We start from the raw sequence: 12,893 nt of genomic DNA on the forward strand, positions 1-12,893 counted from the left end.
CGACCAGCTGGTGATCAACGCGCAGAACTGCGTGCACTGCAAGACCTGCGACATCAAGGACCCGACACAGAACATCGTCTGGGTCACGCCCGAGGGCGGTGGCGGTCCGAACTACGCCGGCATGTGATTCGCGAAACTGTCGCAAATAATTTGTATAGTGAATAATAAGAGGTGGCTATCAAGCCGCTCAACCATTGGAGTACAGGTATGCTGATAGGAGTTCCTGCCGAGACGGCAGCGGGCGAGACCCGGGTGGCGGTGACGCCCGAGACGGCCAAGAAGTACGTGGCCCAGGGCCATCGGGTACGGGTGCAGTCGGGCGCCGGCGTGGCGGCCAGCGCCACCGACGAGGCCTACCGGGCCGCCGGTGCCGAGATCGTCGACGCGGCGGCGGCCCTCGGGGCCGAGCTGGTGCTCAAGGTGCGCGCGCCGTCCGAGGCCGAACTGGCCCGGATGCAGCCTGGCGCCGCGCTGGTCGGCATGCTCAATCCCTTCGATGCCGAGGGCCTGACCCGCCTGGCGGCGGCCGGGCTGACCAGCTTCGCGCTCGAAGCCGCGCCGCGCACCACGCGCGCGCAGAGCCTGGACGTGCTGTCCTCGCAGGCCAACATCGCCGGCTACAAGGCCGTGATGCTGGCGGCCAACCAGTACCAGCGCCTGTTCCCGATGCTGATGACGGCGGCTGGCACGATCAAGGCCGCGCGCGTCGTGATCCTGGGCGTGGGCGTGGCCGGTCTGCAGGCGATCGCCACCGCCAAGCGCCTCGGGGCGGTGATCGAGGCCTCCGACGTGCGGCCCTCGGTCAAGGAGCAGGTCGAGTCGCTGGGCGCCAAGTTCATCGACGTGCCCTATGAAACGGCCGAGGAGAAGGCCGCCGCCGAGGGCGTGGGCGGCTACGCGCGCCCGATGCCGCAGAGCTGGCTCGATCGCCAAAAAGCCGAGGTCGCCAAGCGCGTCGCCCAGGCCGACATCGTGATCTCGACCGCGCTGATCCCCGGTCGCGCCGCGCCGGTGCTGATCACCGAGGAGATGGTCAAGCGCATGAAGCCGGGCTCGGTCATCGTCGACCTCGCCGCCGGCAAGGGGCCGGTCGGCCCGCACGGCGCGCCGGGCGGCAACTGCCCGCTGACCGAGGCCGACCGGACCGTGATCCGCCACGGCGTGCACCTGATCGGCGAGACCAACCTGCCCGCGCGGGTGGCCGCCGACAGCTCCAGCCTGTACGCGCGCAACCTGCTCGACTTCCTCAAGCTCGTGCTGCCCAAGGATGCCGCTGCGCTGCAGCTGCCCGAGGACGACGACATCGTCACGGCCTGCCTGATGACGCAGGGCGGCCAGGTCCGCCGCCCGTCCTGACCGACCCCTCACAGGAAAGACACCGATGGAAGCCGTATCCCCCACCATCATCAACCTGATCATCTTCGTGCTGGCGATCTACGTCGGCTACCACGTGGTCTGGAACGTCACGCCCGCGCTGCACACGCCGCTGATGGCCGTGACCAATGCGATCTCGGCGATCGTGATCGTCGGCGCCATGCTGGCGGCCGCGCTGACCGAGACCCCGCTGGGCAAGGCCATGGGCGTGCTCGCCGTGGCGCTGGCGGCGGTCAACCTGTTCGGCGGCTTCCTCGTGACGCGCCGCATGCTGGAGATGTTCAAGAAGAAGGAGCGCAAGGCGCCCGCCACCTCCGCTGCTGAAGGAGCCGCCAAATGAGCATGAACCTCGTCGTATTGCTCTACCTGCTGGCCTCGGTCTGCTTCATCCAGGCCCTGAAGGGCCTGAGCCACCCCAAGACCTCGATCCGGGGCAACGCCTTCGGCATGGGCGGCATGGCGATTGCCGTGCTGACCACGTTCGGCCTGATCCTCACGCTCGCGCAGCAGATGCGGGTCGACGCCGTGCAGGGCCTGGGCTGGGTGCTGGCCGGTCTGGTGCTGGGTGGCGGCGCCGGTGCCGTCATGGCCAGGCGGGTCGAGATGACCAAGATGCCCGAGCTGGTCGCCTTCATGCACAGCATGATCGGCCTGGCGGCGGTCTTCATCGCGGTCGCGGCCGTGGTCGAGCCCTGGGCGCTGCTCCCGGGCCTGGTCAAGGGGGCGGAAGCGCCGCTGGGCAACAAGGTCGAGCTGTTCCTGGGCGCGGCCATCGGGGCCATCACCTTCTCGGGTTCGGTGATCGCGTTCGGCAAGCTCTCGGGCAAGTACAGGTTCCGCCTGTTCCAGGGCGCGCCGGTGACCTTCGCCGGCCAGCATCTGCTCAACCTGGTGCTCGGTCTGGCCATGCTCGCGCTGGGGCTGGTCTTCACCCTGGGCTCGGGCGAGACCGCCTTCGCCGCCTTCCTCGGCGTGCTCGCGCTGGCCTTCGTGCTGGGCGTGCTGATCATCATCCCGATCGGCGGCGCCGACATGCCGGTGGTGGTCTCGATGCTCAACAGCTACTCGGGCTGGGCGGCCGCCGGCATCGGCTTCAGCCTGAACAACGCGATGCTGATCGTCGCCGGCAGCCTGGTCGGGTCATCGGGGGCGATCCTGAGCTACATCATGTGCAAGGCCATGAACCGCAGCTTCTTCAGCGTGATCCTGGGCGGCTTCGGCGCCGAGGCCGGCGAAGGGGTCTCGACCAGTGGCGGCGTGCAGCGCACCGCCAAGAGCGGCAGCGCCGACGACGCGGCCTTCATCCTGGGCCACGCCGAGACGGTGGTGATCGTGCCGGGCTACGGCCTGGCGGTCGCGCGCGCCCAGCACGCGGTCAAGGAACTCGCGCACAAGCTGACCGAGAAGGGCATCACCGTCAAGTACGCGATCCACCCGGTGGCGGGCCGCATGCCGGGCCACATGAACGTGCTGCTGGCCGAGGCCGAGGTGCCCTACGACCAGGTGTTCGAGATGGAGGACATCAACGGCGAGTTCGGCCAGGCCGATGTGGCGATCATCCTGGGCGCCAACGACGTGGTGAACCCGGCCGCGCTGCAAAAGGGCAGCCCGATCTACGGCATGCCGATCCTGGAGGCCTACAAGGCCAAGACCGTGATCGTCAACAAGCGCTCCATGGCGGCGGGCTACGCCGGCCTGGACAACGAGCTGTTCTACCTCGACAAGACCATGATGGTGTTCGGCGATGCCAAGAAGGTGGTCGAGGAAATGACCAAGGCGATCGAGTGAAAAAAAAGCTCCCGGGCTTATGCCTGGGAGCTTTTCTTGATCTGCGCCGACCGCTGGGACCGGAGCATGGGATCAGACGCGCTTGCGGTATTCGCCGGTGCGGGTGTCGATCTCGATCTTGTCGCCTTGCGCGACGAACAGCGGCACCGGGATTTCGAAGCCGGTGTTGATCTTGGCGGGCTTGAGCACCTTGCCCGAGGTGTCGCCCTTGACGGCCGGCTCGGTCCAGGTGATTTCGCGCTCGACGCTGGTCGGCAGTTCGACCGAGATCGCCTTGCCGTCATAGAACACGACTTCCAGCGACATGCCGTCTTCCAGGTAGTTCAGCGCGTCGCCCATGTTCTCGGCTTCGACTTCGTACTGGTTGTAGTCGGCGTCCATGCAGACATACATCGGATCGGCGAAGTAGGAGTAGGTGCACTCCTTCTTGTCCAGGATCACGTTGTCGATCTTGTCGTCGGCGCGGAACACGACTTCGGTGCCCATGTTGCCCAGCAGGCCCTTGAGCTTCATGCGCACGGTGGCAGCGCCACGGCCGCCACGGGCGTATTCGGTCTTCAGGACGATCATCGGATCCTTGCCGTGCATGATCACGTTGCCGGCGCGGATTTCTTGAGCGATTTTCATGGTGCTTCCTGTGGAATTTGCCGCCCCGTCCTGTTCGGGCGCGTTCGTGCGGCGAGAGGGCGTTGAGCCCGTTAATCTGTTTAAGCTACGACCCGGTTTGTACCGGAATCTGCGTAAAACCCTTGATTTTACCGTTTTTTCATCACAAAGCTCAAGAGCTGGCTGGCCAGATCATCCTGTCGCAGCAGCCGGTCCCGGGCCGCGAGCGCGCAGGTCCGCCAGGCCGGCAGATCGACCGGGGGCAGCGGCGCGTCGATCAGCCCGTTCCAGACCCGGTGGAAGGCGCGCAGCGAGGGCGGCGCGTCGAGCCAGTCCAGGAAGGCTTCGAGCTTCAAGTGGTGCGCGTCGTCATGCTGTGGGTAGATATGCCAGACGAAGGCCTGACCGGCCCAGAGCGCGCGCACCAGCGAGTCCTCGCCGCGCACCAGGTTCAGCTCGCTGGCCCAGAGCAGGCGGTCGAACTCCGTTTGCGCCACATGGGGCAGGGCATGGCGCTGGGCTCGCAGCGCAACGCTGGCGTCCCAGACCCGTTCCAGCGCGGCGGCCGGGCGTCCTGGCGCGACCAGCCAGTGCGCGCCGTCCAGCGCGGGGTCGCGCAGCAGCTCGGGCAGCCGCGCCGGTTCGTAGCAGAACAGCGTCACGCGCGGTGCGCCGCCGCCATCCGTGCTGTCTGGCAGGCCTTGGCCGCGCAGCCAGGGCTCGCGCTCGAAGGCCGCACGCTGCGCCATCAGGCCGGGCTCGCGCAGCAGACCGCCGGTGGCGGGCGTGAAACCGGGGTAAAAGAACCATTTGCCGCGCCCGGCCAGCGGCCCACTCATCACCGGCGAGGCCAGCTGGTGGCAGCGCTCGACATAGGGCTCGGCGCTCAGGTATTCCAGGTTGAGCCAGACCCGCCGGGGCTTGCCCGGGGCGGATTCAGGCTGCAGCGCCGCTACCCAGGCCGGAGCGATCTCGCAGCCGAAGGCCTCGATCAGCACATCGCCGGGCGGCAGTGCCGGGGGCAGGGCGGTCGGGTCGGTGCGCGGCCAGTGCCGCACCTCGATGCCGACAAAGGCACCAGCGCGCGCGCCGGGCGCCATCCAGTCCAGCAGCTCGGGCTGGTCGGCCCACAGCCGCACCCGCTGGCCGCGCGCGGCCAGGTTGCTCGCCAGCCGCCAGCAGACGCCCAGGTCGCCCCAGTTGTCGATCACATGGCAGCAGATGTCCCAGCTCAGGATGGGGGGATGTTCGCAATTCACCGCCCGATTGTCTTACAGTGGCGCCTTTCCTTGTCAGCGAACCGCTTGCCGCCTTCCCTCATGAGCGCCACCCATCCCGATTCCCTGCTGCAGGCCGTCGCCGCCCTGCCGGCGCTGCCGGGCGTCTACCGCTACTTCGACGCCGACGGCCAGCTGCTCTACGTCGGCAAGGCCAAGGACCTCAAGCGGCGCGTCTCGACCTATTTCCAGAAAACCCATGACGGCACCCGCATCGGCCACATGGTCGCCAAGATCGTGCGCCTGGAGACCACGGTGGTGCGCTCCGAGGCCGAGGCGCTGCTGCTGGAAAACAACCTGATCAAGACCCAGCAGCCGCGCTACAACATCCTGTTTCGCGACGACAAGAGCTACCCCTATCTGCGCTTGAGCGCCAGCAGCTGGACACCGGCCTTCGAGCGCTCGCCGGCGGGGCAGGGCGGCCCAGCCCGGCCCGAGCATTACCCGCGCATGTCCTACTACCGCGGCGCGGTCGAGAAAAGGCACCAGTATTTCGGCCCCTACCCGAGCGCCTGGGCGGTCAAGGAGACGCTGGAGCTGCTGCAAAAGGTGTTCCGCCTGCGCACCTGCGAGGACACAGTCTTCAGCCACCGCAGCCGGCCCTGCCTGCTGGCGCAGATTAAGCGCTGCTCGGGGCCCTGCGTCGGCCTGGTGTCGGCGGCTGACTATGCGCAGGATGTGCGCGCGGCCAGCGCCTTCCTGCGCGGCGAGACCCAGTCCGTGCTGGCTGAGATCGAGGCCCGGATGCTGGCGCATGCCGAACGGCTCGAATTCGAGCAGGCCGCCGAGGCGCGCAACCAGCTGAGCGCGCTGTCCCGGGTGCTGCACCAGCAGTCGATGGAGAACGTCTCGGACCAGGATGTCGACATCCTGGCGGTGCGGGTGCAGGGCGGTCGCGCCTGCGTCAACCTGGCGCTGGTGCGCGGCGGCCGTCATCTGGGCGACCGGCCCTATTTTCCGGCCCATGTCGAGGATGGCGCGCTGCTGGCGGGACTGGCGGACCCCTCGGACCTCGCTGACAACGCGGCGGCGCCCCAGGAGGCGCGCGACCCGGTCGCCCTGGTGGCGCAGCGCGTGCTCGAAGCCTTCATTGCCCAGCATTACACCCAGGCCGCGCCGCCGCCGGTGCTGGTGCTCGGCGCGCCGGTCGATGCCGGCTTGCTGGAGCTGCTGACCGAGCAGAGCGGCGTCAAGCTGCACCCGGTGTTCCACCCGCGCGAGCACCGCCGCGCCTGGCTCGAGATGGCGCAGCAGAACGCCGAGCTGCAGCTCGCGCGCCTGCTGGCCGAGGAGGGCTCGCAGCAGGCCCGCACCCGCGCGTTGGCGCAGGCGCTCGACCTGCCCGACGAGCAGCTGGAGACGCTGCGCATTGAATGCTTTGACATCTCGCATACCGCCGGCGAGGCGACGGTCGCCTCCTGCGTCGTGTTCGAGGGCCACAAGCTGCAGGGCAGCCAGTACCGCCGCTACAACATCGACGGCATCACGCCGGGCGACGACTACGCCGCCATGCGCCAGGTGCTGGAGCGCCGCTACGGCAAGCTGGCCGAGGCGCTGCGCGAGGCCGGTGGTAGCGAGTCGCCTGGCAAGGGCGGCGCGCGCCTGCCCGACATCGTGCTGATCGACGGCGGCAAGGGCCAGGTCGGCGTCGCGCGCGAGCTGTTCGAGGCGCTCGGGCTCGACCTGGGCCGCATCGTCGGCGTCGAGAAGGGCGAGGGCCGCAAGGTCGGCCTGGAGGAACTGGTGTTCGCCGACGGCCGCGAGAAGATCTACCTCGGCGCCGACTCGGCCGCGCTGATGCTGGTGGCGCAGATCCGCGACGAGGCGCACCGCTTCGCCATCACCGGCATGCGCGCCCAGCGCGCCAAGACCCGCACCGGCGCCAGCAAGCTCGAAGACATCCCCGGGGTCGGACCCAGGAAGCGGGCCCGCCTGCTGCAGCGCTTCGGCGGCCTCAAGGGCGTGGCCGACGCCAGCGTCGAGGACCTGGCCGGCGTCGAGGGCATCTCGGGCGAACTGGCCAACGCGATCTACCGCGCGCTGCATTGAGCGCCAGCCCCTGCTGAACGCGACCCGCTCGAATCGACATGGACAGCGGTGATAATCTGCCGCATGTTCTTCAACCTGCCGACACTGCTGACCTGGGCCCGCATCGTGGCCATCCCGCTGATCGTCGCGGTGTTCTACTGGCCTGGCCTGGAAAGCCAGCGCCAGAACCTGATCGCGACGGTGCTGTTCGTGGTGTTCGCCGCGACCGACTGGGCCGATGGCTACCTGGCGCGCAAGCTCAACCAGACCTCGTCCTTCGGCGCCTTCCTCGACCCGGTGGCCGACAAGTTCCTGGTCTGCGCCTGCGTGCTGGTGCTGGTGCACCTGGGGCGGGCCGATGTCTTCGTCGCGCTGATCATCATCGGGCGCGAGATCGCGATCTCCGCCCTGCGCGAGTGGATGGCGACCATCGGCGCCAACAAGAGCGTGGCGGTGCACATGGTCGGCAAGCTCAAGACCAGCGTGCAGATGATCGCGATCCCCTTCCTGCTCTATCAGGCACCGCTGTTCGGCCTCGACACCCGGGCCTGGGGCCAGGCGCTGATCTGGGCCTCGGCCGTGCTGACGGTCTGGTCCATGGCCTACTACCTGAAAAAGGCGCTGCCCGAGATCCGCGCCAAGGTGCGCTGAGCGCAGCCGCGCAAGACAATTTTGACCCGTCGCGCCGGTGGGGCGCGAACAGCAGCTAGAATGCGAGACTGTTTACTCCGCGTGAACAGCCGGGTTTTGCACTCGGGTCCTTAGCTCAGTTGGTAGAGCGCTTCCTTTACACGGAAGATGTCGGCGGTTCGAGCCCGTCAGGACCCACCACTGAAAACCCAGGTCAATCAAGCACTTGTTTAAAAAGGCAAGTGCTTTTTTTTGCGTCCTGGCTCGGCCGCTCTGCCGCATGCTCCGCGGTCCGGTCTTTGTTCATGGAATCGAAACAGGTCCCCGCGCCGAACGCGGGGCGCAAGGCCCGCAGGGCAGGAGTCAGCGCAGTGCAACACGAACAGGCCGGCCAGGAGGCTGAACGCACCGAGGAGGTGCGGGTCATCAAGAAATACCCCAATCGTCGCCTCTACGACACCGCCACCTCGACCTACATCACCTTGGCCGATGTGCGCGCCCTGGTGCTCGGTGGCACCCATTTCGTGGTGCGCGATGTCAAGACGGGCGACGACCTGACGCGCAGCATCCTGCTGCAGATCATCCTGGAGCAGGAGTCCGGCGGCATGCCCTTCTTCTCCGAGCGCATGCTGGCCGACATCATCCGCTTCTACGGCCACTCGATGCAGGGCTTCATGGGCAACTACCTGGAGCAGAGCGTGCAGGCCATTGCCGACCTGCAGCGCCAGATGGCCGATCAGACCAAGGGCTTGACGCCCGAGATGTGGCCGCCGTTCATGGGGGTGCAGGCGCCCTTGCTGCCGGGGGCGGCCATCGGCGGCTACCTGGAGCAGTCGCAGAAGGCGTTCAACCAGCTGCAGCAGCAAATGCTCGACGCCCTCGGGGTCAAGCGCTGAGTGGTTGCGCCGGGTCCGCCCCGACCTGAGACAATCGGGGTCATGACTGAAACCATAGCCAAGGCCCCCAAAGTGGGCTTCGTCAGCCTGGGTTGCCCGTGAGATAGTCAACGTATACAGTTCAAGCGGAAAAAAATCCCGCCTCAGAGAGCGGGCAGTGGTGGCGCTGGCAAGTCAGTGGGTCGGCGGCACGCCCTTGTAGACGCGCAGATGACCGTTTCCCTTCAGGAAATTTCTGTAGCAGTTCAGGGCGACTGCCTCGGCCTCGCGCGCCACATCGGCGCCGGCTGCCAGCACGTTGCCTGCCTCGTCGATGATGGCCAACCTGGCCGGCTTCCCGTTGGCCAGAACGGTCAGGCCCTCATGTGCCACTGCGGTGATCACGACGCCCTCGATCGCGCCGGTGGGTTGGGTTCCGATCATGATGCATCGCCTTTCAGTAACTGATCCAGAGGCACTGGATCACTGCTTTCGCTCTTCGGCCATGGGCCTTTGAAAAACTCGGCGTGGCTCGGCTGTTCGCTCCAGGCTTTGCGGCGAGCCGGGCAGTCGATGTGCGAGCACTCGGCGAAATCGCTGTTCATGCGCTTGGGGTCGCGGTTGCAGGTACTGCATTTTTTCGGGCTCATGCTGAACCACCTTTCGCCTTTGCGATGGCGGAAAGCACTTTTTTATTGACGACGCTTCGGTTCATATTTGCGCCGGACAGCAGCAGGTGATCCAGCTCAAGCGCCTCCAGCAGCTCGTTGCGCTGCACAACAACGGAAAGCTGATACTGCAGGCTGGCTTCCTCTAGCGCGGCGTCGATACCCGCCTGGCACCCGTAGTATCGATCCAAGTCATCGGTAGAGATGCCATCGCAGGCGTTCCAGCAGGCCGCCAGGCGGCGAGCGTTCGCGATGATGGTGTCGACCGAATGTCCAAAGTGCGTGGCGCGAGCGATTTCCTTGCCGGTGTCTGCTGCAGTGATCTGGTCGAGCTCGGTCGGGTTGACGGCCAGCAGGCCTTGCGTGTGCTGAGCGCTCATGCTGCACCTCTCAAGTCGATGATCTCGACGTCATGCGGCCGGCAGCGGCCGGAGAAGATGGCTGAGATCCGTTTCTCCGTCAGCCGGTGCGCGCGGATGATGGTGCGCGCGGGCAGCACGTCGAGCAGGTCGCGGTAGTCCTCAAGCAGCGCCCGAACGGCCTGGGTGCCATCGGCGTCAAGACGGATCTGCCCACCGTCGAGCTTGCGGATGCCGGCGGCGGCCATGGCTGCCACAGCATCCATCAGCAGCTTGCCGCTGTCGTGGATCTGCACCCAGTCGCCGGCGCAGTCGCGCCACCAGTTCGAGCTGACCTGGCCATGCTCATCGGGTCGCGCGTCGCCATTGCGCAGCAGGGTTTCCATCAGGTTGACGGCATCGCTGCACAAGCGCCAGTCGTCGTTGGTCGGATTGGGCGCGGTCTCGATCGCGCGCAGGCCTTCCCACATGCGCGAGAGCTGGTGCCGGCGCCGTTCAGCGCTTAGGGGCTGGTGCGGGCTGGCCATCATCTCGTCAATGCGGCTGTAGGTGCGCACTACAGTCAGCTGGGGCTTTTTACGCTTACTCATGCCTGTGCTCCTTCTTCCTGGTCGACGATCAGTTCAAGCTCATCCAGGCTGAATCGGTACTCGCAATCCAGCCCGTCAGGAATGACAAACAAGTCGCCGCTGGAATGTTGGCCGACGACCCGGCCAGCTTTTCCGATAGCGGAACCTAGGATTGCCACTCGCTTCCCGCCCAGACCAGGCCTTTCATTGACATCTGCGGGCCTGTCTCCCGCGGCCTCTGGCCGCGCTCCATCCCCTTCGCCGCCAGCGGCGGCGACTGATTCATCCTCCAAGCCCCGCATCGCGGCAGCGATGCCTGACCTGACCTCCTTCTCGCGCGCCTTCGGCTTGGTCGGCGCCTCGGCCTTGCGCTTGCCCCGGCCGCGCCCGGGTTCGCCCTTGCGCGAGCCGCGCGCAGCAGGGCCGTCACTGGCTACTGCCTCCCCCCGCACCCCATTGGCTTGCGCAGCAGGGGGAAGGGGTAGATCCGCTTTCGCAGCCTCGGCGGCCTTCACGGCCTTGACCGCCGCGCGCGTGCGCGCCTTGACTTCGGCCTGTACGAGAGCCGGATCGATGCCGAATTCGCTCGCCACCAGCCGCAGCCCGACGTTGGTATCGGATTCGTCGAGCCAGTGCAGATAGCCCACGTCGGCAAACATCACCAGCAGCAGCACGGCCTTGGTCGGGTCGGTATCTCCGTCCTTGACCCAGTCCAGCAAGCCCTGCTTGGGCGCGACCTTGCCCAACTCAAGCAGCTTGCACAGACGCCCGCACTGCTCCTGGTTGAGCTTGTGCGCGTAGGCCATGGCCAGGTGGCGCATCAGCGCCGGCCAGGTCATCACTTCGTCGCGGCCTTCGGTGATCTCGCGCCAGGTGGTCACCAGCAGCAGCCAGCGCCACTCGGTTTCGTACTCGGTCTTGGCTTCGGCCTTGGCCTTCTCGGCAGCCGCCTTTTTCTGGTTCTGGTTGTACAGCTCCTGGTCGCCGGCTTCCTCGGCGCGGCCGGCAGCCTTCAGCAGCTGGGCCACCACGTCGTTCGGCAGGCAGGCCAGCAGCTCGCCATCCTTGTAGGGGTTGGCGACCAACACTGGGACGATGCCTTGCTCCGCCATCACCTTGCCGATGATGGCCCGCAGCGGCTGGCTGGTCGGGCTGTCAGCCGGATCGTCAAGCCGGCAGTGGCCGTCAACCCGGCTCTGAAAGGTCATGGGCATCAGCGCCTTGGCATCGCGGCCTTCGATGATGACCTGGCCGCGCTCATGCGCCTCGCGCTTGGTACGGGTGGCCAGCGCCTCGCGCTTGGCCTGGTGGCAGCCCGGGTTGATGCACAGATCCTCGCCATCGACGTCGGCGAAAAGGTCCGGGTCGGCGCCGGTGCGCTTGGGGCAGGTGGCGCAGCTTCCGCTGGCCGGCACCAGGTTGGCGTCGTGGATGTCAAACGGTGCATCGCTCAGCTTGAGCATGTAGTGATTGCGCACCAGGCGCTGGGCTTGCCGGTATGACCTGGCGGCATTCTCGCCATTGGAGTCGGCGGCAATGTCCTTGACTGCCGCGGCCTGCAGCTTGGTGTCAGGGATGCGCGCGATCAGCAGCGCGTGGCTGGCGTCCATGCGACCCTGGCGCAGCGCCTCGCGTCCGTCGGGGCCCAGCTCAAGTAGCTTGAGCCGGGCATAGACGTAGCTGCGGCTCTTGCCGATCTTGGCGCCCACGGCCTCGGCGCTCAGCTGGCTGTGCCGCATCAGGGTCTCGTAGCCTTCGGCCTCTTCAAGCTCGGTCAGTCCGTCGCGCTGCAAGTTCTCGATCAGCTGGATTTCGAGCACTTCGTCATCGGTCAGCGACCGCACCATGGCCGGCACCGTCGCCAGCCCGGCGATCTGGCAGGCGCGGAAACGGCGCTCGCCGGCGACGATCTCATGCGTCGGGCGCGGTTGCAGTCCGCCGCTGGCCGCGTGGATGTCGAAGGTCTCCTGCAGGCGGTGGCCCGGCAGCGGCCGCACCAGGATGGGCTGGTGCACGCCGGTGGCGCGGATGCTCTCGGCCAGCTCCTGCAGCTTGGCCGGGTCGAATTGCTTGCGCGGGTTGGTCGGGCTGGTCACCAGCACTGGCAGCGGCAGGTGGTCGAAGTGGTCGACCTCGGGCAGTGGGTGGCTTGGGTTCATGATGCGCTCCGGGTCTGGTAGGTTGCGGCTTGGACCAGCTGGCTCATCTGCCCGCTGGTGGCCAGGTCCGACCAGGTCGCCACGCTGGCCACCGTCAGTTCCAGGCGCGTGGCCAGCTCGATCTCAAGCTGGGCGCCCTTGCTGGCCTGACTGCCAGGAAGCACCGCCAGCGCCGCGCAGTCGCACAACCCCTTGATGTCGGCGCGCATGTGCTGGGCCCAGGTTGCGCTTGCGGGCAGGCCGTTCTCAGCGGGGTTGACCACGGCATAGCCCAGCGCGCGCAGCTGGGCCGCTGCCTCGTTGAAGGCGGGGTAGTTGTAGTCGGGCAGGCCCGTCATGGGGCCGCACAAATACAGACGCGGCCAGCCTGCGCGTGGGGTCGGCACCGATGCGTCGACCTCGGGCTGCAGGCCCCAGTCCTTGCGGGTGCGCGCCATGATGTCGAGCGCATAGGCCTGGGCTGCGCTGCAGGGGTAGCCGATGGCCGGCTGAAAGCTGCTGGTCAGGGAAACGCCGCCGGCGGGCGTGTCGGTGAGGGTCAGGGTGATCGATGGCATGGT

Annotated in this window: 15 protein-coding genes and 1 tRNA gene; 8 read left to right on the plus strand and 8 right to left on the minus strand. The window is 67.1% G+C overall.

Annotated elements, in window-relative coordinates:
- From PHR85_RS03800 to PHR85_RS03815, 4 genes are all read left to right on the plus strand, one after another.
- The coding region (locus tag PHR85_RS03800) for a 4Fe-4S dicluster domain-containing protein (RefSeq protein ID WP_300051198.1) at nt 1-127 on the plus strand (127 nt) is incomplete at its 5' end.
- An 80-nt stretch (nt 128-207) separates the two neighbouring features.
- Nucleotides 208-1,356: a Re/Si-specific NAD(P)(+) transhydrogenase subunit alpha gene (locus tag PHR85_RS03805; RefSeq protein ID WP_300049979.1), complete on the plus strand. Its 1,149-nt coding sequence runs from the start codon at nt 208-210 to the stop codon at nt 1,354-1,356.
- Between the two features lie 25 nt (nt 1,357-1,381).
- Nucleotides 1,382-1,714 (plus strand): NAD(P) transhydrogenase subunit alpha, encoded by a 333-nt coding sequence (locus PHR85_RS03810; RefSeq protein ID WP_300049976.1) that lies wholly within the window; start codon nt 1,382-1,384, stop codon nt 1,712-1,714.
- Nucleotides 1,711-3,162 (plus strand): NAD(P)(+) transhydrogenase (Re/Si-specific) subunit beta, encoded by a 1,452-nt coding sequence (locus PHR85_RS03815; protein ID WP_300049974.1) that lies wholly within the window; start codon nt 1,711-1,713, stop codon nt 3,160-3,162. The genes PHR85_RS03810 and PHR85_RS03815 overlap by 4 nt, the downstream gene beginning before the upstream one ends.
- 72 nt (nt 3,163-3,234) lie before the next feature.
- On the opposite strand, the gene efp is transcribed toward PHR85_RS03815, so the two are convergent.
- A complete protein-coding gene (gene efp / locus PHR85_RS03820) occupies nt 3,235-3,789 on the minus strand; it encodes an elongation factor P (protein ID WP_300050666.1) in 555 nt (184 codons plus the stop codon).
- A 128-nt stretch (nt 3,790-3,917) separates the two neighbouring features.
- Entirely contained in the window at nt 3,918-5,027 is a 1,110-nt protein-coding gene (gene earP / locus PHR85_RS03825) for an elongation factor P maturation arginine rhamnosyltransferase EarP (protein ID WP_300050669.1), read from the minus strand.
- 60 nt (nt 5,028-5,087) lie between these two features.
- Here earP and uvrC point away from each other — a divergent pair, with 60 nt between their 5' ends.
- The 4 genes from uvrC to phaR all read left to right on the plus strand — a co-directional run bounded on the left by uvrC (nt 5,088) and on the right by phaR (nt 8,599).
- Complete coding sequence (uvrC, locus tag PHR85_RS03830; protein ID WP_300050672.1) at nt 5,088-7,094, plus strand: excinuclease ABC subunit UvrC; 2,007 nt, start codon at nt 5,088-5,090, stop codon at nt 7,092-7,094.
- 63 nt (nt 7,095-7,157) lie between these two features.
- On the plus strand, nt 7,158-7,724 hold the full coding sequence (gene pgsA, locus PHR85_RS03835; protein ID WP_300050674.1) for a CDP-diacylglycerol--glycerol-3-phosphate 3-phosphatidyltransferase: 567 nt from the start codon (nt 7,158-7,160) through the stop codon (nt 7,722-7,724).
- A gap of 104 nt (nt 7,725-7,828) precedes the next feature.
- Nucleotides 7,829-7,904, plus strand: a tRNA-Val gene (locus tag PHR85_RS03840).
- A 170-nt stretch (nt 7,905-8,074) separates the two neighbouring features.
- Nucleotides 8,075-8,599 carry a polyhydroxyalkanoate synthesis repressor PhaR gene (gene phaR / locus PHR85_RS03845; protein ID WP_300050676.1) on the plus strand — a complete coding sequence of 175 codons (525 nt, stop codon included), beginning with the start codon at nt 8,075-8,077 and terminating at the stop codon, nt 8,597-8,599.
- Between the two features lie 174 nt (nt 8,600-8,773).
- On the opposite strand, the gene PHR85_RS03850 is transcribed toward phaR, so the two are convergent.
- Genes PHR85_RS03850 through PHR85_RS03875 form a run of 6 tightly spaced genes read right to left on the minus strand, consistent with a single transcriptional unit; the run spans nt 8,774 to nt 12,890 of the window.
- Nucleotides 8,774-9,022 (minus strand): hypothetical protein, encoded by a 249-nt coding sequence (locus PHR85_RS03850; protein WP_300050686.1) that lies wholly within the window; start codon nt 9,020-9,022, stop codon nt 8,774-8,776.
- Entirely contained in the window at nt 9,019-9,228 is a 210-nt protein-coding gene (locus PHR85_RS03855; RefSeq protein WP_300050687.1) for a hypothetical protein, read from the minus strand. Before PHR85_RS03855 ends, PHR85_RS03850 begins: the two co-directional genes overlap by 4 nt.
- The gene (locus PHR85_RS03860; protein WP_300050689.1) at nt 9,225-9,626 is read right to left on the minus strand and encodes a hypothetical protein; all 402 of its coding nucleotides are present in this window, start codon (nt 9,624-9,626) and stop codon (nt 9,225-9,227) included. The genes PHR85_RS03855 and PHR85_RS03860 overlap by 4 nt, the downstream gene beginning before the upstream one ends.
- Nucleotides 9,623-10,195, minus strand: a complete 573-nt coding sequence (locus tag PHR85_RS03865) for a hypothetical protein (protein ID WP_300050691.1) — start codon at nt 10,193-10,195, stop codon at nt 9,623-9,625. Before PHR85_RS03865 ends, PHR85_RS03860 begins: the two co-directional genes overlap by 4 nt.
- A complete protein-coding gene (locus tag PHR85_RS03870) occupies nt 10,192-12,333 on the minus strand; it encodes a ParB/RepB/Spo0J family partition protein (RefSeq protein ID WP_300050693.1) in 2,142 nt (713 codons plus the stop codon). The genes PHR85_RS03865 and PHR85_RS03870 overlap by 4 nt, the downstream gene beginning before the upstream one ends.
- A complete protein-coding gene (locus PHR85_RS03875; RefSeq protein WP_300050694.1) occupies nt 12,330-12,890 on the minus strand; it encodes a DUF4406 domain-containing protein in 561 nt (186 codons plus the stop codon). The genes PHR85_RS03870 and PHR85_RS03875 overlap by 4 nt, the downstream gene beginning before the upstream one ends.
- Between the last annotated feature and the right edge of the window lie 3 nt (nt 12,891-12,893).

The sequence above is a fragment of the Malikia sp. genome, assembly GCF_028687635.1.
In the GTDB taxonomy this organism is placed as follows: domain Bacteria; phylum Pseudomonadota; class Gammaproteobacteria; order Burkholderiales; family Burkholderiaceae_C; genus Malikia.

Bases quoted from the DNA above. Each gene is read 5' to 3' on its own strand.
- PHR85_RS03855 (WP_300050687.1), bottom strand. From the start codon at position 9,228: ATGAGCCCGAAAAAATGCAGTACCTGCAACCGCGACCCCAAGCGCATG.
- pgsA (WP_300050674.1), top strand. From the start codon at position 7,158: ATGTTCTTCAACCTGCCGACACTGCTGACCTGGGCCCGCATCGTGGCC.
- PHR85_RS03850 (WP_300050686.1), bottom strand. From the start codon at position 9,022: ATGATCGGAACCCAACCCACCGGCGCGATCGAGGGCGTCGTGATCACC.
- PHR85_RS03810 (WP_300049976.1), top strand. From the start codon at position 1,382: ATGGAAGCCGTATCCCCCACCATCATCAACCTGATCATCTTCGTGCTG.
- PHR85_RS03805 (WP_300049979.1), top strand. From the start codon at position 208: ATGCTGATAGGAGTTCCTGCCGAGACGGCAGCGGGCGAGACCCGGGTG.
- uvrC (WP_300050672.1), top strand. From the start codon at position 5,088: ATGAGCGCCACCCATCCCGATTCCCTGCTGCAGGCCGTCGCCGCCCTG.
- PHR85_RS03875 (WP_300050694.1), bottom strand. From the start codon at position 12,890: ATGCCATCGATCACCCTGACCCTCACCGACACGCCCGCCGGCGGCGTT.
- PHR85_RS03860 (WP_300050689.1), bottom strand. From the start codon at position 9,626: ATGAGCGCTCAGCACACGCAAGGCCTGCTGGCCGTCAACCCGACCGAG.
- PHR85_RS03865 (WP_300050691.1), bottom strand. From the start codon at position 10,195: ATGAGTAAGCGTAAAAAGCCCCAGCTGACTGTAGTGCGCACCTACAGC.
- efp (WP_300050666.1), bottom strand. From the start codon at position 3,789: ATGAAAATCGCTCAAGAAATCCGCGCCGGCAACGTGATCATGCACGGC.
- PHR85_RS03870 (WP_300050693.1), bottom strand. From the start codon at position 12,333: ATGAACCCAAGCCACCCACTGCCCGAGGTCGACCACTTCGACCACCTG.
- PHR85_RS03815 (WP_300049974.1), top strand. From the start codon at position 1,711: ATGAGCATGAACCTCGTCGTATTGCTCTACCTGCTGGCCTCGGTCTGC.